The organism is Falsiroseomonas bella, assembly GCF_003173615.1.
Classification (GTDB): Bacteria; Pseudomonadota; Alphaproteobacteria; order Acetobacterales; family Acetobacteraceae; genus Falsiroseomonas; species Falsiroseomonas bella.
Genome location: NZ_QGNA01000004.1, coordinates 622,932 through 645,294, shown reverse-complemented (window position 1 = coordinate 645,294; position 22,363 = coordinate 622,932). Strand labels below are relative to the sequence as shown.

Below are 22,363 nucleotides of genomic sequence, written 5' to 3'. Positions count from 1 at the left end.
TCCTTGTTGTCACTGAAGTGTCACAATGCGCACGCGGCCATCGCGGTCAACCGGATGACCGGGCCAGATGCGCGCGTCGTTGTCACAGGGACGCAACCATCCTGTCGCGGAACCGTCGCGGCACGCCGCTAAGACGCGCTCATTCAGACAACGCCCGGGAGACACCACGATGCCGGATGACCTGCGCCACCTGCCCTACGACCTCGAGGCAGGCGACGAGATCCCCTCCAACACCTCTCCGAACCCGAGCTTCGCCGAGATCGCCGAGGCCCGCCTCGGCCGCCGCGGCATGCTGATGGGCGGCCTCGCCACCGCCATCGCCGGCTTCATCGGCGCCGAGACTCGCCCCGCCGCAGCCCAGGGCGCCGCCCAGGGCGCCGCGCCGGCGGCAAGCGGCCCCGCGATCGGCTTCAAGGCCGTGCCGATCAGCCCGAACGACACGGTCGTCGTGCCGGAAGGCTACTCGGTGCAGGTGCTCATCCCGCAGGGCACGCCGCTGAGCGGCGAGCCGGCGGGCAAGAGCCTCGGCGCGATGACCGCCGCCGAGCAGGGCGCCGCCGTCGGCGCGCATCATGACGGCATGCACTTCTTCCCGATCGAGGGCCGCGAGCCCGACCAGGGCAGCAGCACCGACGGCTTCCTCGTGGTGAACCACGAATACATCGAGCCGCGCTTCATGCACGCGCGCGCGGTCGGCATGTCGGTCGGCAACGGCCGCATGCCGCTGACCGGCGGCGCCCGCGACCCGGAGGAGGTGCGCAAGGAGATCAACGCGCATGGCGTCTCCATCGTGCGCATCGCCAAGGGGGCGGACGGCCAGTGGGCCGTGAAGGCCGACCCGCGCAGCCGCCGCGTCACCGCGGCGACGCCGATGGAGATCTCCGGCCCCGTGCGCGGCCACGCGCTGGTGCGCACGAAGTACAGCCCGGACGGCACGCGCGTGCGCGGCACGGTGAACAACTGCGCCCACGGCGTGACGCCCTGGAACACCTACATGACGGCCGAGGAGAACTGGGCGGGCTACTTCCGCAACCTCGACCAGCAGGACCAGAAGCCGAACCTGCCGCGCGAGCATGCCCGCTACGGCGTCCCCACCGGCCAGACGCGCTACAACTGGGACCAGGTGCAGGGCGGCGGCGACGAGTTCGAGCGCTTCAACGTCTCCTCCACCGGCGCCGACGCGACGCAGGACTACCGCAACGAGGTGAACGCCTTCGGCTGGCTGGTCGAGATCGACCCCTTCAACCCGAACGCCATGCCGGTGAAGCGCACCGCGCTCGGCCGCTTCGCGCATGAGGGCATCGTGTTCGGCCCTGCCCGCGAGGGCCGCCCGGTCGTCGCCTATTCCGGCGACGACAGCACCTTCGAGTACATCTACAAGTTCGTCTCCGCCCGCCCCTTCGCCCGCGCGACCGCGAACGGATCGCTGCTGGACGAGGGCGTCCTCTACGTCGCGAAGTTCAACGCCGACGGCACGGGCGAGTGGCTTCCGCTGCAGCATGGCGTCGGCCCGCTCACCGCGGCGAACGGCTTCGCCGACCAGGGCGAGGTGCTGGTCAACACGCGCCTCGCCGCCGATGCGGTCGGCGCGACGAAGATGGACCGCCCGGAATGGGGCGCGGTGGATCCGCGCGACGGCCGCGTCTACTTCACGCTGACCAACAACAGCCGCCGCACCGAGGCGCAGCGCGACGCGGCGAACCCGCGCGCGCAGAACCAGTTCGGCCAGATCATCCGCTGGCGCGAGGCGAATGACGACCATGCGGCGACGCGCTTCACCTGGGACCTGTTCCTGATCGCGGGCCCCGAGGGCAACAGCCGCATCGCGGGCAATGCCCCGGTGAACGCCGACAACATGCTGGCCTGCCCGGACGGCCTCTGGTTCGACGCCGACGGCCGCATGTGGATCCAGACGGACATCGGCGAGAGCGAGCAGCTGCGCGGCGCGCTCGCGCCCTTCGGCAACAACGCGATGCTCTGCGCGAACCCGGTCACGGGCGAAACGCGCCGCTTCCTGACCGGCCCGAACGGCCAGGAAGTGACCGGCGTGATCACCACGCCCGATCGCCGCACGATGTTCGTGAACCTGCAGCACCCCGGCGCGACGACCTCGGCGGCCGATTGGGCCGCGGGGCGTCCGAACAGCCGCTTCCCGAACGGCGAGGGGGCGCCACTTTCGGCGACGCTGGTCATCACGAAGAACGACGGCGGCATCATCGGCACCTGACGCGTTAAGCGTCGGGCTGAACGGGGGCGGCGGGCTTCGGCCTGCCGCCCCTTCTCGTTTCCGCTACCCGCCGGGCCGGCCGCCAGGGCGGGCAAGGCCCAGCAGCGCGGCGCGTGGCGGCAGGCGCGAATCGAAGGCGGGCCAGCGTGTGGCGGGCTGATCGAAGCTCGCACCCGGCGCGGCGCCGGGATGGCGGACCGTGACCAGCAGCGCATCGCCCTGCGGCGTCGGCATCGCGCCGCCGAGTCCGCCTGCGAGCGGCGCCCCATAGGCCGGCAGCAGCACCGCGCGCCCCGGCCCGTCCAGGTCGCAGGCGAAGACGGCATCGGCGGCTGCCCCCGGCGCGCCGAACCGGTCGGTGCCCACCCAGAGCCGGCCGCGCGCATCCACCGCCAGCGTCGCCGGATAGCGCGGCAGCGCGGCCATCGGCTGGTCGCGGCCATACCGCCCGCCCTCGGCCGCATCGCCCGCGAGGAACAGGATGCGCCCGGCCATCCGTTCGGCCTCCGGCGCGCCGGTGAATTCCAGCACGTGTCCCGGATGCGCGCCCGGGCGCGGGTTGAGCGCATCCACCCGCGAGGGGCTGCGCCCGCTCCCGGCCCGGCAGGCCAGCAGCAGCCGCCCGCCGCGCGGATCGAGCGCGAGCGCGGCCGGCGTGTCGAACCGGGTGGCACCGGCGGCCGCAGCGGCGGCGGCGGGATCGCTTTCGGCGCCGGCCGGCAGGTCGCGCCAGCGGAGCGATTCGCCCTCGGCCTGGGCCACCTGCAGCCTGCCCGCGTCCAGCGCATCCGGCTCCGCCGCCGGCCCGGCCGAGACGAAGCGGTAGAGGAAGCCGAGCGGCTGACCATCGGCCAGGAACACCACCGCGCGCCCATCCGCCGCCAGCGCGGCCGCGACCGCCGCCGCGCCGATGCGCCCGAGAGCGCTGCGCTTCGCCGGCACCGATTGCGGATCGAGCGGATCGAGCTCCACCACCCAGCCATAGCGCGCCGCCTCCCCCCAGCGGAGCGCGAGCGGAAACAGGCGCGCGAGCCAGGGGCGCGGATCGCCCTCGGCCAGCAGCAGGCTGCCCCAGGGCGTGGCGCAGCCGGCCTCGGGCGCCAGCAGCCCCTGCACGCCGGGCGTCGCGGCGACGGGGCCGGTCCAGCGACAGAGCGTCTCCGCGCCCAGCCGCCGGCTCTGGAAGCCGCCATCCACGACCAGCCAGCGGTCGCCTGCCTTCTCCAGGTTCAGCAGCGACGCGCCCTGCATGGCGGCGGCAAGCTCGGGCCGGTCGCGCAGGCCTGGCCAGGCCATCGCGGCGAGGACCTCGCGATGCGCGACGGCGAGCACCACGCGCGGCACGCCATCGGTCGCCAGCGCCGGCTGGACGAGGCCGGCGATCCGCGCGTCCCACCCGAACTGCGCGGCCGCGCCCTCGGGCGTCGGGTTGCGCGGGTCCCAGGCGGGCGCATCGAAGGTGACGCGGTCCCCCCAGCGGATCAGCACCTGCCGGTCGAGACCGGGCGCCACCCAGTCATCCTGCCGGACGGGCACGGCCGACGCCGCCAGGTCGAGCGTGGAGATATAGGCCCGCGCCGGCCCGGCGAGCCCGAGGGCGGCCGCGCCGAGCAGGGCGCGGCGGCCGATCATGGCGCGGTCGCGCCCTCCGGCGGCGCGTGCACCGTCACCGGCGGCAGGTCGCCGTCCCAGCGCGCGATCTCCACCAGGCAGGATTGCGCCGCGGAGCCCTGGCCGAGGCGCGAGGTGCCGACATCCTGCGTCAGCACATTCGCGTTGCCATGCACACAGGGCGCATCCGTCGCGCCGGGGCGCGCGGGGTTCCACCAGGCGCCGGTCGCCATGGCGACGACGCCGGGGCGGATCTCCTCGGTGAGGCGCAGCCCGGCGGCGATGGCGCCGCGTTCGTTGAAGACGCGCACGACCTCCCCGTCGTTCAGGCCGCGCGCGGCGGCGTCATCCGGGTGCATCAGGATCGGCTCGCGCCCCTGCACGCGGTTGGCCTCCGCCACGCGCCCGGTGTCGAGCTGGCCATGCAGCCGCGTGAAGGGCTGGAAGGAGAGCATGTGCAGCGGGAAGCGCTCCGCCATCTCGCCGCCCAGCCACTCGCGCGGCTCGCGCCAGACCGGATGGCCGGGCGTCTCCTCGTAGCCGAAGCGCGCGATGGTCTCCGAGAAGATCTCGACCTTGCCCGAGGGCGTGTTCAGCGGGTTCGCCTCCGGGTCCGCGCGGAAGGCGGCGAACTGGGTGTAGCTTTCCGCAGGCGGCGCGATTTCCACGAAGCCGCGGTCCCAGAACTCGGCGAAGTCCGGCACCGCGATGCCTTCCGCCGCGCAGGCCTGGCGCCAGCGGCCATAGAGGTGGTCGAGCCAGGCCATCTCGTCGCGCTGCTCGGTGAAGGCGGCGCGGAAGCCGAGCGCATCGGCGATGTCGGCCAGCATGTCCGCGTCGTTGCGCGCCTGGCCAACCGGCGCGATCGCCTGGTGCATGGCGCGCACGAAGCGATCGCGGGACGCGCTGCCGATGTCGTTGCGCTCCAGCGTCGTCGTCGCGGGCAGCACGATGTCGGCATGGCGGGCGAGCGGCGTCCACCAGGGCTCCTGCACCACCACCGTGTCGGCGCGGTTCCAGCCGCGCAGCAGGCGGCCGAGATCCTGGTGGTGATGGAACGGGTTGCCGCCGGCCCACCAGATCATGCGGATGTCGGGCAGCAGCAGGTCGCGGCCGTTGTATTGCAGCACCTGCCCCGGCCGCTCCAGCAGCTCCGTCACGCGCGCGACAGGGATATAGGCGCCGACCGGGTTCTTCACCGGCACGCCGCCGACACTCGGCACCTCGTGGCGCGGCGTGCCGATGCCGTTCATCGAGCCATAGCCGAAGGCCACGCCCTGCCCCGGCTTGCCGATGGTCCCCAGCATCGCCGCCAGCGCCACCAGCGCCCACCAGGGTTGTTCGCCATGCTCGGCGCGCTGGATGGACCAGGTGGCGGTCAGCATGGTCGGCGCGCCGGCGGCCTCCAGCGCGAGGCGCCGGATCGTCGCGGCCGGCACGTCGCAGAGGGGCGCCGCCCATTCCGGCGTCTTCACCACGCCATCCGCCTCGCCGCGCAGATAAGCGGCGAAGGGCGCGAAGCCGACGGCGCAGCGGGCGAGGAAGTCGCGATCCTCCTTGCCTGCCTCCAGGATCACCTGCGCCATGGCGAGGATCATCGCCGCGTCGCCGCCCGGCCGGATCGGCACCCATTCGGCGCCGAGGAACTCCGCCGCATCGCCGCGGAAGGGCGAGATGTTGACGAAGCGCACCCCGGCATCGGCCGCCGCCTTCATCAGCGGCACATATTCATGCGCGCCGCTGCCGCCGGAGGTGATCAGCCCGTTCTTCAGCGGCAGCCCGCCGAAGCAGAGCATCAGCTTCGCATTCTCGCGGATCGCCTTCCAGTCGGTGACCGGGCCCTGGATGACCTCGTTGGTGCCGAGGATGTGCGGCATCAGCGTCATGCCGGCGCCGTAGGAGTAGTTCGTCACCTGCGCCGTGAAGCCGCCGGCCAGGCCGAGGAAGCGATGCAGCTGCGTGCGCGCATGGTGGTAGCGCCCGGCCGAGGACCAGCCATAGCTGCCGCCGAGCACCGAGGGATGGCCGTGCTCCGCCCGGATGCGGGCGGATTCCTCGGCGACCAGCCGGATCGCCTGGTCCCACGGGACCGGCACAAAGGCGTCGCCGCCGCGCGCGCTGCCGCGGCGCTCGCCCTTCAGCCAGCCGGCGCGGACATGGGGCCGGTCGATCCGCGCGGCGCTATGCACCGCATCGGGGATGGATTGCAGCAGGGTGGAGGGCGAGGGATCACGGCCGAAGGGCCGGGCGGCGACCAGGCGGCCACCTTCGACCACGGCGTCGAAGGAGCCGAAATGCGACCCATGCGGCTTGATCTCGGTCATGCGGACCCCCTTGGCGGCGGCAATCTGCCGTCCGGCCGGGTCCGCCGCAACCGCCTTCCACGGATGACGCCGGCCCCGGGCCGTTCTAGCATCCGCCCGGTATCTGCCGAGGAAGCGCCCGCATGACCCCGCCCCGCAATTCCAATGCCGTTCGGGACATCGCCAATGTCCTGCATCCCTACACCGACCACCGCGCCCATGCGGTGAACGGCCCGCTGGTGATCAGCCGCGGCGAGGGCGTGCGCGTCTTCGATGACCAGGGCAAGGAATACATCGAGGCGATGGCCGGCCTCTGGTGCGCCTCGCTCGGCTTCGACAACAAGCGGCTGGTGGATGCCGCCTACCGGCAGATGCAGAAGCTGCCCTTCTACCACGGCTTCACCGCCAAGTCGCACGAGCCGATGATCGACCTGGCCGAGATGCTGATCGAGCGCGCGCCGGTTCCGATGTCCAAGGTGTTCTTCGCGAATTCGGGGTCGGAGGCGAACGACACCGCGGTGAAGATGATCTGGTACGCCAACAATGCGATGGGGCGGCCGGACAAGAAGAAGATCATCGGGCGGCTGAAGGGCTATCACGGAATCACGATCGCCTCCGGCTCCATCACCGGGCTGCCGGCGAACCACAAGATGTTCGACCTGCCCGTCTCCGACCGCTTCATCCATGTCTCGACGCCGCACCACTACCACGGCGCCAACCCCGGCGAGTCCGAGGAGGATTTCGCGACGCGCCTGGCGGAGGAGCTGGACCAGGTGATCCAGCGCGAGGGCCCCGAGACCGTCGCCGCCTTCTTCGCGGAGCCGGCGATGGGCGCGGGCGGCGTGATCGTGCCGCCGGCGACCTATTTCGAGAAGGTGCAGGCGGTGCTGAAGAAGCACGACGTCCTGTTCGTGGCGGACGAGGTGATCTGCGGCTTCGGGCGCACCGGCAGCTACTGGGGCAGCCAGACCTTCGGCATCACGCCGGACATCCTGGTCTGCGCCAAGGCGCTATCCGCCAGCTTCCTGCCGATCAGCGCCGTGATGGTGAACGACCGCGTCTTCCAGGCGCTGGCCGACGGCTCCGCCACCATCGGCACCTGGGGCCACGGCTTCACCTATTCGGGCCACCCGGTGCCCGCCGCAGTCGCGGTGGAGACGCTGAAGATCTATGACGAGATGGACATCGTCGGGCATGCGAAGCGCGTCGGCGGGCACATGCAGAAGACGCTGCGCGCGCGCTTCGCCGACCATCCGCTGGTGGGCGAGATCCGCGGCATCGGCCTCGTCGCGGCGATGGAACTGGTGGCGGACAAGGCGACGCATCGCAACTTCGACCCGGGCGCGAAGGTCGGCCCGCGCCTGGCCAAGCTGGCCGAAGGCGAGGGCGTGATCATGCGCGCCATGGTGAACGATTCGATGGGCTTCTCGCCGCCGCTGATCATCACCGAGGCCGAGGTGGACGAGATGATTGCCCGCGTCGGGCGCGCGCTGGACGCGCTGACGGTGCAGCTGCGCCGGGAAAGCATCGCCCTGGTGTAGCGGCGCAGGCGGGAGGGACGCACCGTCCCTCCCCCGTTCCCGCGTACCTACCGTGCGCGGCTGATGCAGAATTCCACGATGTCGGCGAGGGCGCGCTTCTCCGCCCCGTCGTCAAAGCGATCGAGCGCGGCGAGCGCCTTCGCGCCGTAGTCGCGCGCGCGCCCCAGCGTGTCGGCGAAGGCGCGGTGCTTCTGCATCAGCGCGATCGCCATGGAGAGATCTTCGTCCGACTGCTCGCGCTGCTCCACCGTGCGGCGCCAGAAGCCGCGCTCCTCCTCGGTGCCGCGGGCGAAGGCGAGCAGCACGGGCAGGGTGATCTTGCCCTCCCGGAAGTCGTCGCCGACCGTCTTGCCGAGCCGTTCCTGCTCCGCCGAGTAGTCCAGCGCGTCATCCACCAGCTGGAAGGCCACGCCGAGATTATGGCCATAGGCGCGGAGCGCGGCCTGCGCCTCGGCGCCGCAGTCTGCGACCACTGCGCCGACCTCGGTCGCCGCGGCGAACAGTGCGGCGGTCTTTCCCTCGATCACCGCGAGATATTGTGCCTCGGTGCTGCTCGTGTCGTTCTGGATCACCAGCTGCAGAACCTCGCCTTCCGAGATGGTGGCGGAGGCTTCCGAGAGGATGCGCAGCACCTCGAGCGAGCCGTCGGTGACCATCAGCTGGAAGGCGCGGGCAAACAGGAAGTCTCCGACCAGCACGGAGGGCTTGTTGCCGAACAGCGCGTTCGCGCTGGCCTGGCCGCGGCGCAGCGCGCTTTCGTCCACCACGTCGTCATGCAGCAGCGTCGCGGTGTGGATGAACTCGACGCAGGCGGCGAGCGCGACGTGGCGCGTGCCGCGATAGCCTGCCATGCGCGCGGCGGCGAGCGTCAGCAGCGGACGCAGGCGCTTGCCGCCGGCGGCCACGATATGCGCGGCGAGCTGCGGGATCAGCGCCACCTGGCTCTGCATCCGCTCGACGATCAGGCGGTTGCAGGCCTCGAGATCGTCGCGGACGAGTGCCGTCAACGCCGCGAGCGCATCCTCGCCCGCGGCGGGCGCTGCGGCTTCGGCACTCACCGGCATCGGAAGATCCACGCTCACTTGACCTCGTTCCAGGTGCCGGCAACCTAGCCGCCGCCCCTGCAAGCGGCAAGCATCGCCGCCGCCGTGGCAACCATGCGCCGGGAGGGCGACGATGCGCGTGCTGCTCGCCACGACCGATCCGGTGCGGCTGTCCTTCCTGGTCGCGCTGCTGCGCGACGCCGGCTGCAACCCCGTGGTGTTCGATGCCGCGATCAGCGCCATCGAGGGCGGCATCGGCGCTTTCCCCCGCCGCCTCGCCGTGCCGGAGGAGGAAGCGGCGCAGGCCATGCGCGTGCTGCGCGAGGCCGGCGAGACCGAGGGCATGGCGTGACGGGCGTCACCGAGGACCGCCTGCTCGGCGGACGGGTGCTGCTGCGCCAGCCGCGCGAGGGGCTGCGCGCCGGGCATGACGCGGTGCTGCTCGCCGCGGCGGTCCCGGCCGCATCCGGCGATCAGGTGCTGGAGCTTGGCTGCGGCAGCGGTGCCGCCTTCCTCTGCCTGGCCGCGCGGGTGCCGGGGATCGTCGTGACGGCGGTGGAGCGCGAGCCCGAACTCGTTGCGCTGGCCCGCGAGAATGCCGCGCTGAACGGTCTCGCGGACCGGGTCACGGTGATCGAGGGCGACATCGCGGACCCCAGGCTGCGGCGCGTCCTGCCGCGCGTGGCGCATGGCTTCGCCAACCCGCCCTTCTGGCCCTCCGGCTCGCCGCCTCCGGTCGCGTTGCGGCGAGCTGCGACCCATGCGGAGGCGCCGCTCGGCGCCTGGGCCGACTGCCTGGCGGCGGCGGTGCAGCACCGCGGCAGCGCGACGCTGATCCTGCCTGCCGCCCGCCTGTCGGATGGCCTGCGCGCGATGGGGGATGCCGGATTCGGCAGCCCGGCGCTGATGCCGCTCTGGCCACGGGCCGGCATGCCGGCGAAGCGCGTGATCCTGGCGGCGCGGCGCGGCGGCAAGGGACCAGACCGCGTGCTGGCCGGGCTCGCCCTGCATGACGGCACGGCGCATGGCCCGGCCACCGCCGCCATCCTGCGTGACGGCGCGGCGCTGGAGCTCGGCTGAGCTACTTCTCGTTCGCGTCCGGGTGGCGCAGCAGCCACAGCCGCTCATGCGCGGCGACGAGGCTTTCCATGTTCTTGCGCCGGTTGACGTCAGGCGCCACGGGGCGACGGGTCAGCATCATCTCGAGGATGCGCAGCAGCTCCTCGGCCACCTCGTAGTCGCCCTGGTCGCATGCGTGATGGAACGCGATCAGGATCTTGTCGGACAGGCGACGCGTATGCCGCGGCGGCCCTGCGGCGGAACGCCCCGCTTCCCGTCCCGGCGGGTCCCGATCCTCTTCGGACATCAACGAAGCTGCTCCCTTGGGCCCCGGCCTGCAGATGCCGTGGCTTTCAAGTTTACATCATAGTCGTGGAGATCGCCCACAGAAACCCTCCGACGGGAAGAGGCTGCCCGGCGCGAAGGGCCCGGCTCACGCGCCGCGAAGCTGGCCACGCACCGCCTCCGCGATCGCCTCCGGCGCGGTCTGCGGCCGGAACAAGGCCCGCACTCGCCCATCCGGCCCCACCAGGTAGATGAAGGAGGAGTGATCCATCGTGTATTCGGTCATGTCGGGCCGCTGCACCTTGGCATAGAAGACCCGATAGGCGCGGGCGGCGGCTGCGATCTGCTCGGGCGAGCCGGTCAGGCCCACCATCGCCGGATGGAAGCGCGAGACATAGTCGGCCAGCGCCGCGGGCGTGTCCCGCTCGGGGTCGATGGTGATCAGCACCGGCGTGACCCGCGCCGCCTGCTCCCCCAGTTCGTCCATCGCGGCGGCGACGATGCCGAGCTCCGTCGGGCAGACGTCCGGGCAATAGGTGAAGCCGAAATAGACCAGCAGGAAGCGCCCGGCGAAATCGGCCTCCGTCACCGTCCGGCCGGTATGGTCGGTCAGGCGGAACGGCCCGCCGAGCACCATGCCCTGCGGCAGCTGGACGCCGCCGGCCGAGGGCGCCGCGGCGTCCCCGCCGAGCAGCGTCGCGGCGAGCCGCGCGAAGGAATTGCCGATGCTCTCGCCCTCGCCCCGGCCAAGCCAGGCCGCAGCCCAGAGCCCGCCCAGCAGCAGGAGCACGACCATCGCCAGGATGCGAACGGCTTGCAGCATGGGCCGGACATAGGCCGGCACCGGGCGGCCGTCCACCTGCCCGGGCGGCGCTCGATCGCGGCAGCGGCCCGGTTACAGAACGGGCCCCAGCACCGCGACCGCGTTATTCCAGAGCCGCCGCTGCCACGGCCATAGCGCGACATCCTCCTCCGACACCGGGCGGGAGGCGGCGATCCATGCGTCCTGCCGGGCACGCAGCGCCGCTGTCGTCGCGCGGTCGGCCAGCAGGATGTTGTTCTCGTAGTTCAGGTCGAAGCTGCGGCGGTCCATGTTGGCCGAGCCGACGAGCGCCACCTCGCCATCCACGCAGAGCGTCTTGGCATGCAGCAGGCCGCCGCCGAATTCGAAGATCCGCACCCCGGCGCCGAGCAGGCCGTGATAGTAGCTGCGGCTGGCCGCGGCAACGGCGAGGTTGTCGTTGCGCGCGGGGAACACGATGCTGGTCGTGACTCCGCGGAAGGCGGCGGCGCAGAGCGCGGCCTGCATCGCCTCATCCGGCACGTAGTAGGGCGTGGTGATCACCAACTCCCGGCGTGCGGCGTACATCAGGCTCTGGAACATCTCGGGCATCGCCGAATGCCGGGCGGTCGGCCCGCTGGCCACGACCTGCGCCGCGATCCCGCCATCGGTCGCATGGACCGGGCGGCGCAGCAGGCCGGTCAGGTCCTCGCCCTCATAGGTCATCCAGTCGCTGGCGAAGAGGTGCTGGTTCTGCCAGGCGACCGGCCCCTCGAAGCGCAGCATCACATCGACCCAGGGCGCGAAGGCGGCCTTGATGCGGAAGGCGGCGTCGGCGCAGTTCTGGCTGCCGCAATAGGTGACGCGCCCGTCGAGCACCGCGATCTTGCGGTGGTTGCGCAGGTCGATGCGGCCATGGAAGGGGCGGAGCAGCGGGTTCCCCACCGGCAGCGCCCGGCCGAGCCGCACCCCGGCCTCCCGCATGCGCGGCCAGAGCGGGCTCGCGATCAGCAGCCGGCTGCCGAGGTCGTCCACCATGGCGCGGCAGGTGACGCCGCGCCGCGCCGCGCGGCACAGCGCCTCGGCGACGGCCGTGCCGCTCTCGTCCGGCAGCCAGATGTAGAACAGCAGGTGGACATGGTCCTGCGCGGCCTCGATATCCGCGACGAGGGCGGCGACCGCGGCCGCCGAATCCGGCAGCACGACGGCACGGTTGCCGCCGCAGGCCGCGTAGCCGCTGATGGACTGGCCGACCCGGAACAGCGGCTCATGCGCCGGCGGGATCGCGGGCGCCGGCACCTCGCCCGGCGGGCGGGCGGGATCCGGCAGGGCGGCGAGCACGGCGCGCAGCCGCGTCGTGCGGGCGCGGCCGATATTGGTCTCGCCGAGCAGCAGATAGGCGACCATGCCGAGCACCGGCAGGGCCAGGATCACCACGATCCAGGCGATGCGCGAGGCAGGATCGCGATGCGGGCGCAGCAGCACGCGCGTGATCAGCGCACCCTGCAGCGCCAGGTGAAGCCCGATGTTCAGCCAGAGCGACATGGGCGGCAGCGTGGCAGGAATTCTGGGCGGGCGCACGTCGCGCCGCGGGATCGGCGCCGCCTAGGCGGCGCGCCCCCAAAAACCCTCCCCCGCGCGGCGGGGGAGGGTAAAGGCGGCTAGTGACGCGCCAGGGTGATGTCGCCTTCGGGCTGCGCGCTGGTGAAGGTGGCGTCGGCGAAGGCGTCTTCCCAAGACCCCGCCGTGGAGGCGCGGGAGTATTCGGTGGCGCGGTTCTCGAAGAAGTTGGTGTGCTCCACCGCGTTCAGCATCTCGTCGAGCCAGGGCAGCGGGTTCTTCTCGATCTTGTAGAGCGGCTCGAGCCCGAGCTGCTGCAGGCGGCGATCGGCGATGAAGCGGATGTACTGCTTGGTCTGCGCGCCATCGAGGCCCTGCACGCCGCCGAGCTCGAAGGCGAGGTCGATGAAGGCGTCCTCGTGATCCACGATGGTGGAGCAGATGAGATAGAGGTCGCGCTTCAGCTCCTCGGTCCAGATCTCCGGGTTTTCCTGCACGAAGGTGCGGAACAGGCGGATCACGCTGAGGCAGTGCAGCGTCTCGTCGCGCACGCTCCAGGACACGATCTGCCCCATGCCCTTCATCTTGTTGAACCGCGGGAAGTTCATGAGGATCGCGAAGGAGGCGAAGAGCTGGAGGCCTTCCGTGAAGGCGCCGAAGGCGGCCAGCGTCTTGGCGATCTCGGTCTTGTTCTCGACCGAGAAGGACTGCATGTAGTCGTACTTGTCCTTCATCTCCTTGTACTTCAGGAAGGCCGTGTACTCGATTTCCGGCATTCCGATGGTGTCGAGGAGATGCGAATAGGCCGCGACGTGGATCGTCTCGGTGTTGGAGAAGGACGACATCATCATCAGCACTTCAGTCGGCTTGAAGACCTGGCTGTAGTGCTTCATGTAGCAGTTGTTCACCTCGACATCGGCCTGGGTGAAGAAGCGGAAGATCTGCGTCAGCAGGTTCTTCTCGGCCGGCGTCAGGTTCTTCTGCCAGTCCTTCACGTCGTCCGCCAGCGGCACTTCCTCCGGCAGCCAGTGGATGCGCTGTTGCTGCAGCCACGCCTCATAGGCCCAGGGATAGCGGAAGGGCTTGTACACCGGGTTTGCGGTCAGCAAGTCGAACTTCACGGGCAGCTCGTCCGCAGTCCCCTGCAACGCGATATGATCATCCGGCATTGAGTGCGCTCCCTTTCGCTTCGCATCGCTTTGCGGGCCGAGTCTGACCTAGGCTCGCGACGCGGGGAAAGTAGCGATTCAACGCAGAACGTGAACCATCGAATGCAGCATCAAGCGAAAAAAAGCTTGCGATGCGAAGACCCGGGCAAACGTGGATCAAGACAAACGTAATCGCTAGATACCGCGATTGCGGACCTAGATACAATTTCCGACGACTTGCCCCTTGCTAATCCCCCAAGCGGGCGGTCCTACAACCCAGCTGGGTAATTCGCCCCGTTTGAATTCAGCTTGGCGTTGGTCCTCTAATCTGCGGCGGAACGAGCGTGTTGATCGCCAACTGCGCGACGGCGGCCGGCATCTCGCCCTGTGCAACCTTGCGCTTGAGGTACCCAGTGAACTTGCCGCCATCGATGTAAGTATCGCTCAACCACTCCCGGAATCGTCCAAGCGCTGCGAGGGGATAGCACCAACTCTCTTGCGGGTTGGATTTAGCCTGCGGGTGATCATCCGGGTAGCGGTGAGGGTAAGTGCGCCGCTCGCCGTACTCGGCATCGAGGTCGTGGTCGCACCAATATTTTGACCAGTGCTGGCCAATCGAGATATCAACTACGATCTTCTCGCCGATCTGAGCCCCAGCGAGTATCAACTCGTAGATAATCGTGTGCGCCTCATTGAATACGTGGAAATATCCCTTTGGCGCGGATTGATAGTTGAGCGCGATTCGATCGTGCCACCTTTTGAAGCGCTCGGACGCCCCGCCACTCGGATTGTACCCAACCTCCCGATAGATCAGTTCGCGGAGCTTGGAACCGGCCAGCCGCCGGAAATTGTCCAGCGCCTCCTTCTGAGTGTTCGAGCCAGCGTCGAATGCGTAGTACTCCAAAATCGCCAAGCAAACTTCGGCTGGATAACAGTAGTGAGTTCGACCCGCATGCGTTATCTCAACGTGCGGCGACTGCGGGAGCACGTGTCCCCCGTTAGTGAAGATGTCCCTGATGGCCTTGATGCGGGGCTTCTGCTCAGGTTCATCCCACTGGCTGCTGATCGTGCCGATATGGGCGTTCTGCACGCCGCAAAGGGCTGCCAAGCCACGCTGGTTCAAATAGGGCGTCCCGTCAGAGAGGACGCCCATTCCGATGCCCTGGAATTCCACTTCGGCCAGCGGAATGAGCATTCCCTGCTGGGCAGTCGGCTGGCTTCCCCTCACCGAGAGCTTCGGCGGCAGCGCCTTGATCGTCTTTGCGGAAACTGGACCGCCCTTGGGCGTCGTCGTCGCCACGGCTTGGCACTCCTTACGCCTGCTAGGTGACTTGTCCGAGAAACTAGAAGGCCCTTAACGTGAGCTTTCGATATCGCCCTCGCGCAGCACTCGGGACAAATCGGCGGAGATGGAGTCGAGGTCGGCGATCAGGCGCTTCACCTGCTCCACCGGCCCGCGCTCGTCGATCATCAGGTCGAGCTGGCGCGAGACATGCGCGCGCCGCACGGCCAGGCGCATCGCATCGGGATGCGCCGCGGTCTGGGTCACTGGCACGCGAGGCACTCCTCGTAGTTCGTGGTGTTCGTCGCCGGCGTGACGAGGTTGAGCGAGGGCTGCCCGCCATCCTCCTTGTGCGCCGCCATCACGTCGGACTGGCCGACCACCTTCTCGCTGATCGCGTCCGCGCGCTGGATCGAGAGCGAGCGGCAGTAGTAGAGCGACTTCACGCCCTTCTTCCACGCCATGACATGGATCTGGTGCAGGTCCCGCTTGTGGACATTGGCCGGCAGGAAGAGGTTCACCGACTGCGACTGGCAGATGAAGGGCGTGCGGTCCGCCGCGTGCTCCACCACCCAGCGCTGGTCGAGCTCGAAGGCGGTCTTGAAGGTGGCCTTCTCCTGCTCGTCCAGGAAGTCGAGGTGCTGCACGCTGCCCTTGCGCACCGTGATCGTCGTCCAGGTCTCCTCGTCGTCGCGCCCGTGCTTCGCCAGCACCTTCTTCAGGTACGGGTTGCGCACGATGTAGCTGCCGGACAGCGTCTTGTGATTGTAGACATTGGCCGCGATCGGCTCGATGCCCGGGCTCGCGCCGCCGCAGATGATCGAGATGGACGCCGTCGGCGCGATCGCGATCTTGTGGGAGAAGCGCTCCATGATGTCGTATTCGGCGGCGTCGGGGCACGGCCCGCGCTCCAGCGCCAGCTCGCGGGAGGCGCGGTCGGCGGCTTCGCGGATGTGCTTGAACATCCGCTTGTTCCAGCTCTTCGCGACCACGCTCTCGAAGGGCACGTTCAGCGACTGCAGGAAGCTGTGGAAGCCCATCACGCCGAGCCCGACGCTACGCTCGCGCATCGCGCTGTAGCGGGCGCGTGCCATCGAATCCGGCGCGGTGTCGATGAAGCTCTGCAGCACGTTGTCCAGGAAGCGCATCACGTCCGGGATGAACTGCGGGTCCTTGTGCCACTCGAACCAGGTCTCGCAGTTGAGCGAGGACAGGCAGCACACCGCGGTGCGCTCCATCCCGTGCTGGTCGATGCCCGTCGGCAGCGTGATCTCGGAGCAGAGGTTGGAGGTCTTCACCGCCAGCCCGGCCAGCTTGTGATGCGCGGGCTGCGCGCGGCTCACATGGTCGGAATAGATGATGTACGGCTCGCCGGTCTCGATCCGCGCGGTCAGGATGCGGATCCAGATGCTACGGGCGGAGACCTTCCTGACCAGCGCGCCGTCCTTCGGCGAGACCAGCGCCCATTCCTCGTCGTTCTCGACCGCGCGCATAAAGGCATCGGGGATGAGGATGCCGTGGTGCAGGTTCAGCGCCTTACGGTTCGGGTCGCCGCCGGTCGGGCGGCGCATCTCCAAAAATTCCTCGATCTCCGGGTGGTTCACCGGCAGGTAGCAGGCGGCCGAGCCGCGGCGGAGCGACCCCTGGCTGATCGCCAGCGTGAGGCTGTCCATCACGCGGATGAAGGGAATGACGCCGGAGGTCTTGCCGTTGCGCCCGACCTTCTCGCCGATGCCGCGCAGATTGCCCCAGTAGCTGCCGATGCCGCCGCCCTTGGCCGCCAGCCAGACATTCTCGTTCCAGAGGCCGACGATGCCCTCCAGGCTGTCGGACGCCTCGTTCAGGAAGCAGGAGATCGGCAGCCCGCGCGTCGTCCCGCCGTTGGACAGCACGGGCGTCGCCGGCATGAACCAGAGCCGCGAGATGTAGTCGTAGATCCGCTGCGCATGCGCCGCGTCGTCGCCATAGGCGCTGGCCACCCGCGCGAAGAGGTCCTGATAGGATTCGCCGGGCAGCAGGTAGCGGTCGTCGAGCGTCGCCTTGCCGAAATCGGTCAGCAGCGCGTCGCGCGAGCGGTCGATCCGGACCTGGCCGTGGCCTTCAAGCTGGACTGCGTCGAACACGACTACCCCCATGATCAGCCCCGGTCCCCCGGGGCGACTCCCCCATGCCGCGGAGATTGCCCCCGGCAGGCCCACCGCAACAAGATGTAGTGTTGCCACAGTCCGCTGAACACTACCGCTATCCCGAAGGTTCCCCGTTGCATTTTCCCGCGAGCCCGACCTAACGGGTCTATGTTCCCGTTTCGTTCGTTAATCGCAAGCCCTCTCTTGCCTCACGCGACGAGACGGCCGGGACAGGCGCGATACCCGCGCGCCCGCGCCGCCCTTGGACCATGCTTCGCGCATCCCGCGAAAGAGCGCGTTGCGACCCATCCCCGATGTCCTCGCGATCCACAGGCCCCGCCTCTCCCTCGCCGCCCCGGCACCGGAGAAGCCGGGCGGAAACAAGATGGCGGGGCCGCGACATGCGCGTGCAATGCGGGTGCGGCACCCTGCCGGGACATCCCACGCGGAGACCCTCCCATGTCCCTCACCCGCCACGCCGCTGCCCGGCGCGCCGTCCTCGCCCTGCTGCCCAGCCTCGCACTCGGCGCGCTTGCCGCCGCCCCGGCCGCGGCGCAGGCGGAGGCCCCGGTCCAGCTTTTCCGCATCCAGCTCGCCCGCGGGGAGGTGACGATCGGCCTGACGCCCGCCGAGCTCACCGGCCTCGGCACCGGCCCGGAGGTCTCGCGCATCGCCCGGCGCATCGCCGAGCAGGGCCAGCTCACCGCCTGGCGATATGTCGTGACGCGGGCGCCGGATGGCAGCACGCGGCTCGCGGCGCGCGAGCGCGTCGCGGTGATGCGCCAGGACTCGCTGGTGGTGGAGCCCTATCGCGCCGCCCTGCCGGTCGCGCCTCCTCCCGCCGAATAGGGCCAGCCGGCGGGCACAAAAAAAGGCCGGGGACGCACACGCCCCCGGCCGGCGCGGCGGGGCCGGGCCCCGCGGCGCGTTCAGGCGATGCTCAGCGGATCGGCGGCGCGTACTGCAGCCCGCCCCGGGTCCAGAGGTTGTTCACACCGCGGGGGAAGCCGATCGGGGTCATGTTGCGCTCCCAGACCTCGCCGTAGTTGCCGACGGCCTTGATCACGCGCACGGCCCAGTCGTTCTCCAGCCCGAGCATGCGACCGAGGTCGCCGGTGCGGCCCATGAAGCGCTGGATGTCGGGGTTGGTGCTGGTGGCGAAGCTGTCGATGTTCGCCTGGGTGATGCCGAACTCCTCGGCGGTGAGCAGCGCGAAATGCGTCCAGCGCACGATGTCGAAGAAGCGCGCATCGCCCTTGCGCACCGCCGGGCCAAGCGGCTCCTTCGAGATGATCTCGGGCAGCAGCAGGTAGCGGTTGGCGTTGGCACCCTGGCTCGCGGCGAAGGAGGCGAGCGAGGAGCTGTCGTTGGTGTAGACGTCGCAGCGGCGGTTGATGAAGGCGCTCCGCACCTCCTCGACATTCTCGATCACCACCGGCGTGTAGCGCAGGTTGTTGGCGCGGAAGTAGTCGGCCAGGTTCAGCTCGGTCGTGGTGCCGGGCTGCACGCACACCGTCGCGCCGTCGAGCTGGCGGGCGGAGGTCACGCCGCTGTCGCGGTGCACCATGAAGCCCTGGCCGTCATAGACATTGATGCCGGCGAAGAGTAGGCCGAGCGAGGCCTCCCGCGCCAGCGTCCAGGTGGTGGTCCGCACGATCATGTCCACCTCGCCCGACTGCAGCATGGTGAAGCGCTGCTGCGTGGAGGAGGGGACGATGCGGATCTTGTTGGGGTCGCCGAGCAGCGCGGCGGCCACGGCGCGGCAGTAATCCACGTCGATGCCGCGCCAGACGCCCTGGCTGTCCGGCAGCGAGAAGCCGACGGTGGAGGGCGAGACGGTGCAGGTCAGCTGCCCGCGCTGGCGGATCGCCGCGACGGTGTCAGCCGCGGGCTGCGCGAGGACCGGCGCGGCGATGCCCGCACCGAACAGGGCTGCGCCGAACAGGGCGCCGATCTTGGCCAGACGCATCTTCAGAAGCTCTCCCTCCATACCGGTTCGAGCGCAGCGGGACGTGGCGCCTGCCTTGCGGCGGGGGCGCCTTCCGCGATGGCTCATCCCCGGCGCGTAATGCTTCCCCCGCAGCAGCGCAAGGGTGCAATGCAATCCACGCAGGGGACGAGACGGATGTTGCGGCAAGTCACGCGTATACGCTAGCGCGCCCTGCCGAACAGCCGCGCATAGCCCTCCGGCGAGAATCCGACGGAAAGCCTGCCATCCGCCTCCAGTACGGGCCGCTTCACCAGGGAGGGCTGCGCCAGCATCAGGCGCAGGGCCTTGGCCTCGTCGAGGCCGGCCTTCTCGGCGTCGGGCAGCTTGCGGAAGGTCGTGCCCGCGCGGTTCAGCAGCGCCTCCCAGCCGAGTTCGCGCGCCCAGGCCTCCAGCGTCGCGCGGTCCAGCCCGTCCACCTTGTAGTCGTGGAAGCGGTGCGCCACGCCATGCGCCTCCAGCCAGGCGCGCGCCTTCTTCATGGTGTCGCAGTTGCGGATGCCATGGATGGTGACCGCCATGCGCGCGCCCCCAGGGATTGATCCGGCCGGAGGATAGGACGGGGCGCCTGCATCCACCAAACGGCGACGGCGCATCTTGAAGGCGCCGCTGGCACGGACCACCTCGCGCCGCGGGTCCGGGCCCCTCTGGCGCGATGCGGCGCGATGTCGGACTCCGCTTCGCGCCATCCCGGCGCGCGGGCCGGACGGAGACATCGCCGATGCAGCGGGGCTTGGCGCGACGCGCCGTCCCGGCGCTTACCTGAGGGCGCCGACATGGATTTCCTTCTTCTCCTCGGCGGCCTCCTGCTGCTCGCGCTGGGCGGCGAGGCGCTGGTGCGCGGCGCGGTGCAACTGGCCGAGCGCATGGGCGTCTCGCCCCTGCTCATCGGGCTGACGCTGGTCGGCTTCGGCACCTCGACCCCGGAACTGGTCACCAGCATCCAGGCCGCGCTGATCGATTCGCCCGGCATCGCGGTGGGCAACGTGGTCGGCAGCAACATCGCCAACATCCTGCTGATCCTGGGCCTCGCCGCGCTGATCTCGCCCGTGCGTGTCGGCTCCACCGCGCTCAGGCGCGACGGCGTGCTGGTGCTGGCGACCGCCGTGGCGTTCACTCTCGTCGGCTGGACGCTGTCGCTCGACCGCCTGGTCGGCCTCGCCTTCTTCGCCGGGCTCGTCGCCTATCTGGTCTATGCATGGCGGACCGAGCGCAGCGGCGCGGTGGGCCATCCGGCCGCCTATGAGAAGGCGCAGGCCTATGAGGGGACGCACCCGACGCTGCACGCGTCCGGCGCGGCCGCGCCCGGAGCGGGCGCCGGCGCGCTGCTGCTCGCCCTCGGCATGGCGCTCGGCGGGCTCGCGCTGGTCGTGTTCGGCGGAAGGCTGCTGGTGGATGGCGCGGTCGCGATCGCCCGCGACTTCGGCATCGAGGAGACGGTGATCGGGCTCACCATCGTCGCGGTCGGCACCTCGATGCCGGAGCTCGTCACCTCCCTGGTCGCCGCCGCGCGGCGGCAGTCGGATGTCGCGCTGGGCAACATCCTCGGCTCGAACATCTACAATATCCTGGGCATCCTGGGCCTGACCGCGCTGATCGCACCGACCGAGGTGCCGGCGCAGATCGCCTCGTTCGACAGCCTGGTGATGGTGGCCGTCTCGGCCGCGCTGCTCCTCTTCGCCTGGACGGGTCTGCGCGTCGGCCGCCGCGAGGGCGGCGCGCTGCTGGCCGGCTACCTTCTCTATGTGTGGTGGATCTGGCCGGCCTGACGCGCCGACCTCATTCCCACTCGATCGTGCCGGGCGGCTTGCTCGTGATGTCGTAGGTGACGCGGTTGATGCCGCGCACCTCGTTGACGATGCGGTTCGCGACGCGGCTCAGGAATTCCATGCTGAACGGATACACATCCGCCGTCATGCCGTCCGTGCTCGTCACGGCGCGCAGCGCGCAGGCCTGGTCATAGGTGCGGCCGTCGCCCATCACGCCCACGGTGCGCACCGGCAGCAGCACGGCGAAGGCCTGCCAGATCGCGTCGTACAGCCCGGCGGTGCGGATTTCCTCCAGGTAGATGCTGTCCACCTTGCGCAGCAGGTCCGCCTTCTCCCGAGTCACCTCGCCGGGGATGCGGATCGCGAGGCCCGGTCCCGGGAAGGGATGGCGGCCGACGATCGCCTCCGGGATCGCCAGTTCGCGGCCGAGCGCGCGGACCTCGTCCTTGAACAGCTCGCGCAGCGGCTCCACGAGCTTCATGCGCATCCCCTCGGGCAGGCCGCCGACATTGTGGTGCGACTTGATCGTGACGGAGGGGCCGCCGGTCGCGCTCACGCTCTCGATCACGTCGGGATAGAGCGTGCCCTGCGCCAGGAAATCGGCGCCGCCGAGCTTGTTCTGCTCCTCCTCGAACACCTCGATGAACAGCCGCCCGATGATCTTGCGCTTCTGCTCGGGATCGGTGACGCCCGAGAGCTGGCCGAGGAACAGGTCGCTCGCGTCGCGATGGATCAGCTTGATGTTGAAGCGGTCGCGGAAGGTGGAGACGACCTGCTCACTCTCCCCCGCGCGCATCAGGCCATGGTCCACATAGATGCAGGTGAGCTGGTCGCCGATGGCCTCATGGATCAGCACGGCGGCGACGGAGGAATCGACGCCGCCCGACAGGCCGCAGACCACGCGGCCCGAACCGACCTGCGCGCGAATCTTCTCGATCATCTCCGCGCGGAAGGCGCCCATCGTCCAGTCGCCGGTGCAGCCGCAGACCAGGTGGGTGAAGTTCTTCAGGAGCTGCGCGCCATGCGGGGTGTGCACCACCTCCGGATGGAACATGGTGCCGTAGTAGTGGCGCTTGTCGTCGGCGATCAGTGCGAAGGGCGCGCCCTCGGAGCTTGCCACCACGCGGAAGCCGGGGGGCAGTTCCGTGATGCGGTCGCCATGGCTCATCCACACCTGCTCGCGCGCGCCCTTCGCCCAGATCCCCTGGGTGATGGCGCAGTCGCCGGTGACGTCCACATGCGCGCGGCCGAATTCCCGCGCATGCCCGCCCTCCACCGTGCCGCCGAGCTGATGCGCCAGCGTCTGCTGCCCGTAGCAGATGCCGAGGATGGGCAGCCCGGAGGCGAAGGCGTAGTCCGGCGCGCGGGGGCTTTCGCCTTCCGTCACGCTGGCCGGCCCGCCGGAGAAGATGATCCCCTTGGGGTTGAAGGCGCGGATGCGCGCCTCGGGCGCGGCGTTGAAGGGCCAGATCTCGCAATAGACCCCGCTCTCCCGCAGGCGCCGCGCGATGAGCTGCGTCACCTGGCTGCCGAAGTCGAGGATCAGGATGCGCTCGTGCCTGGCGGCGGCGGGCGCGGTGGAGTCGGGGGGGAGCGTCATGGCGGGCTATGACCACAACAGGGGGCCGGCGGCAAGCCGGA

General features: G+C 69.9%; 19 protein-coding genes. 6 read left to right on the top strand and 13 right to left on the bottom strand.

Annotated elements, in window-relative coordinates:
- The first annotated feature begins 169 nt into the window (after positions 1-169).
- Positions 170-2,227 (top strand): PhoX family protein, encoded by a 2,058-nt coding sequence (locus tag DFH01_RS19950; protein ID WP_109872211.1) that lies wholly within the window; start codon positions 170-172, stop codon positions 2,225-2,227.
- Positions 2,228-2,290: 63 nt separating this feature from the next.
- On the opposite strand, the gene DFH01_RS19945 is transcribed toward DFH01_RS19950, so the two are convergent.
- Both DFH01_RS19945 and DFH01_RS19940 read right to left on the bottom strand, forming a co-directional pair.
- Entirely contained in the window at positions 2,291-3,859 is a 1,569-nt protein-coding gene (locus DFH01_RS19945; RefSeq protein WP_109872210.1) for a PhoX family protein, read from the bottom strand.
- Complete coding sequence (locus DFH01_RS19940) at positions 3,856-6,162, bottom strand: molybdopterin-dependent oxidoreductase (RefSeq protein WP_109872209.1); 2,307 nt, start codon at positions 6,160-6,162, stop codon at positions 3,856-3,858. Before DFH01_RS19940 ends, DFH01_RS19945 begins: the two co-directional genes overlap by 4 nt.
- Positions 6,163-6,284: 122 nt before the next feature.
- Between DFH01_RS19940 and DFH01_RS19935 the strand changes: the two genes are divergently transcribed.
- On the top strand, positions 6,285-7,682 hold the full coding sequence (locus tag DFH01_RS19935) for an aspartate aminotransferase family protein (protein ID WP_109872208.1): 1,398 nt from the start codon (positions 6,285-6,287) through the stop codon (positions 7,680-7,682).
- A gap of 47 nt (positions 7,683-7,729) precedes the next feature.
- On the opposite strand, the gene DFH01_RS19930 is transcribed toward DFH01_RS19935, so the two are convergent.
- The gene (locus DFH01_RS19930) at positions 7,730-8,746 is read right to left on the bottom strand and encodes a polyprenyl synthetase family protein (protein ID WP_109872414.1); all 1,017 of its coding nucleotides are present in this window, start codon (positions 8,744-8,746) and stop codon (positions 7,730-7,732) included.
- A gap of 112 nt (positions 8,747-8,858) precedes the next feature.
- Between DFH01_RS19930 and DFH01_RS28505 the strand changes: the two genes are divergently transcribed.
- Together DFH01_RS28505 and DFH01_RS19920 are read left to right on the top strand one after the other, a co-directional pair.
- Entirely contained in the window at positions 8,859-9,077 is a 219-nt protein-coding gene (locus DFH01_RS28505) for a putative signal transducing protein (protein WP_109872207.1), read from the top strand.
- Complete coding sequence (locus tag DFH01_RS19920; RefSeq protein WP_109872206.1) at positions 9,074-9,805, top strand: tRNA1(Val) (adenine(37)-N6)-methyltransferase; 732 nt, start codon at positions 9,074-9,076, stop codon at positions 9,803-9,805. The genes DFH01_RS28505 and DFH01_RS19920 overlap by 4 nt, the downstream gene beginning before the upstream one ends.
- Before the next feature lies 1 nt (position 9,806).
- Here DFH01_RS19920 and DFH01_RS19915 read toward each other — a convergent pair whose 3' ends face one another.
- The 7 genes from DFH01_RS19915 to DFH01_RS19885 all read right to left on the bottom strand — a co-directional run bounded on the left by DFH01_RS19915 (position 9,807) and on the right by DFH01_RS19885 (position 16,975).
- On the bottom strand, positions 9,807-10,091 hold the full coding sequence (locus DFH01_RS19915; RefSeq protein WP_109872205.1) for a hypothetical protein: 285 nt from the start codon (positions 10,089-10,091) through the stop codon (positions 9,807-9,809).
- A 126-nt stretch (positions 10,092-10,217) separates the two neighbouring features.
- Positions 10,218-10,892, bottom strand: coding sequence for an SCO family protein (locus DFH01_RS19910; RefSeq protein WP_109872413.1), 675 nt, complete (start codon positions 10,890-10,892; stop codon positions 10,218-10,220).
- Positions 10,893-10,964: 72 nt separating this feature from the next.
- Positions 10,965-12,395 (bottom strand): cardiolipin synthase, encoded by a 1,431-nt coding sequence (cls, locus tag DFH01_RS19905; protein ID WP_109872204.1) that lies wholly within the window; start codon positions 12,393-12,395, stop codon positions 10,965-10,967.
- A gap of 116 nt (positions 12,396-12,511) precedes the next feature.
- The gene (locus DFH01_RS19900; RefSeq protein ID WP_109872203.1) at positions 12,512-13,579 is read right to left on the bottom strand and encodes a ribonucleotide-diphosphate reductase subunit beta; all 1,068 of its coding nucleotides are present in this window, start codon (positions 13,577-13,579) and stop codon (positions 12,512-12,514) included.
- 283 nt (positions 13,580-13,862) lie between these two features.
- Positions 13,863-14,858 carry a BstA C-terminal domain-containing protein gene (locus DFH01_RS19895; protein WP_146217100.1) on the bottom strand — a complete coding sequence of 332 codons (996 nt, stop codon included), beginning with the start codon at positions 14,856-14,858 and terminating at the stop codon, positions 13,863-13,865.
- A 54-nt stretch (positions 14,859-14,912) separates the two neighbouring features.
- Complete coding sequence (locus DFH01_RS19890; protein ID WP_146217099.1) at positions 14,913-15,113, bottom strand: hypothetical protein; 201 nt, start codon at positions 15,111-15,113, stop codon at positions 14,913-14,915.
- On the bottom strand, positions 15,104-16,975 hold the full coding sequence (locus DFH01_RS19885; RefSeq protein ID WP_109872200.1) for a ribonucleoside-diphosphate reductase subunit alpha: 1,872 nt from the start codon (positions 16,973-16,975) through the stop codon (positions 15,104-15,106). The genes DFH01_RS19890 and DFH01_RS19885 overlap by 10 nt, the downstream gene beginning before the upstream one ends.
- Before the next feature lie 450 nt (positions 16,976-17,425).
- Between DFH01_RS19885 and DFH01_RS19880 the strand changes: the two genes are divergently transcribed.
- Positions 17,426-17,815 (top strand): hypothetical protein, encoded by a 390-nt coding sequence (locus tag DFH01_RS19880; protein WP_109872199.1) that lies wholly within the window; start codon positions 17,426-17,428, stop codon positions 17,813-17,815.
- A 91-nt stretch (positions 17,816-17,906) separates the two neighbouring features.
- On the opposite strand, the gene DFH01_RS19875 is transcribed toward DFH01_RS19880, so the two are convergent.
- Positions 17,907-18,935, bottom strand: coding sequence for an amino acid ABC transporter substrate-binding protein (locus DFH01_RS19875; protein ID WP_109872412.1), 1,029 nt, complete (start codon positions 18,933-18,935; stop codon positions 17,907-17,909).
- A gap of 182 nt (positions 18,936-19,117) precedes the next feature.
- Positions 19,118-19,474: an ArsC family reductase gene (locus DFH01_RS19870; RefSeq protein WP_109872198.1), complete on the bottom strand. Its 357-nt coding sequence runs from the start codon at positions 19,472-19,474 to the stop codon at positions 19,118-19,120.
- Between the two features lie 255 nt (positions 19,475-19,729).
- Between DFH01_RS19870 and DFH01_RS19865 the strand changes: the two genes are divergently transcribed.
- Positions 19,730-20,722, top strand: a complete 993-nt coding sequence (locus DFH01_RS19865; RefSeq protein ID WP_109872197.1) for a calcium/sodium antiporter — start codon at positions 19,730-19,732, stop codon at positions 20,720-20,722.
- Positions 20,723-20,732: 10 nt separating this feature from the next.
- Here DFH01_RS19865 and guaA read toward each other — a convergent pair whose 3' ends face one another.
- Positions 20,733-22,322, bottom strand: coding sequence for a glutamine-hydrolyzing GMP synthase (gene guaA / locus DFH01_RS19860; RefSeq protein ID WP_109872196.1), 1,590 nt, complete (start codon positions 22,320-22,322; stop codon positions 20,733-20,735).
- Between the last annotated feature and the right edge of the window lie 41 nt (positions 22,323-22,363).

What these genes read in the sequence shown, in the direction of transcription:
- DFH01_RS19950 (WP_109872211.1), top strand. Translation starts at nt 170, where the DNA reads ATGCCGGATGACCTGCGCCACCTGCCCTACGACCTCGAGGCAGGCGAC.
- DFH01_RS19945 (WP_109872210.1), bottom strand. Translation starts at nt 3,859, where the DNA reads ATGATCGGCCGCCGCGCCCTGCTCGGCGCGGCCGCCCTCGGGCTCGCC.
- DFH01_RS19940 (WP_109872209.1), bottom strand. Translation starts at nt 6,162, where the DNA reads ATGACCGAGATCAAGCCGCATGGGTCGCATTTCGGCTCCTTCGACGCC.
- DFH01_RS19935 (WP_109872208.1), top strand. Translation starts at nt 6,285, where the DNA reads ATGACCCCGCCCCGCAATTCCAATGCCGTTCGGGACATCGCCAATGTC.
- DFH01_RS19930 (WP_109872414.1), bottom strand. Translation starts at nt 8,746, where the DNA reads ATGCCGGTGAGTGCCGAAGCCGCAGCGCCCGCCGCGGGCGAGGATGCG.
- DFH01_RS28505 (WP_109872207.1), top strand. Translation starts at nt 8,859, where the DNA reads ATGCGCGTGCTGCTCGCCACGACCGATCCGGTGCGGCTGTCCTTCCTG.
- DFH01_RS19915 (WP_109872205.1), bottom strand. Translation starts at nt 10,091, where the DNA reads ATGTCCGAAGAGGATCGGGACCCGCCGGGACGGGAAGCGGGGCGTTCC.
- DFH01_RS19910 (WP_109872413.1), bottom strand. Translation starts at nt 10,892, where the DNA reads ATGCTGCAAGCCGTTCGCATCCTGGCGATGGTCGTGCTCCTGCTGCTG.
- cls (WP_109872204.1), bottom strand. Translation starts at nt 12,395, where the DNA reads ATGTCGCTCTGGCTGAACATCGGGCTTCACCTGGCGCTGCAGGGTGCG.
- DFH01_RS19900 (WP_109872203.1), bottom strand. Translation starts at nt 13,579, where the DNA reads ATGCCGGATGATCATATCGCGTTGCAGGGGACTGCGGACGAGCTGCCC.
- DFH01_RS19885 (WP_109872200.1), bottom strand. Translation starts at nt 16,975, where the DNA reads ATGGGGGTAGTCGTGTTCGACGCAGTCCAGCTTGAAGGCCACGGCCAG.
- DFH01_RS19880 (WP_109872199.1), top strand. Translation starts at nt 17,426, where the DNA reads ATGTCCCTCACCCGCCACGCCGCTGCCCGGCGCGCCGTCCTCGCCCTG.
- DFH01_RS19875 (WP_109872412.1), bottom strand. Translation starts at nt 18,935, where the DNA reads ATGCGTCTGGCCAAGATCGGCGCCCTGTTCGGCGCAGCCCTGTTCGGT.
- DFH01_RS19870 (WP_109872198.1), bottom strand. Translation starts at nt 19,474, where the DNA reads ATGGCGGTCACCATCCATGGCATCCGCAACTGCGACACCATGAAGAAG.
- DFH01_RS19865 (WP_109872197.1), top strand. Translation starts at nt 19,730, where the DNA reads ATGGATTTCCTTCTTCTCCTCGGCGGCCTCCTGCTGCTCGCGCTGGGC.
- guaA (WP_109872196.1), bottom strand. Translation starts at nt 22,322, where the DNA reads ATGACGCTCCCCCCCGACTCCACCGCGCCCGCCGCCGCCAGGCACGAG.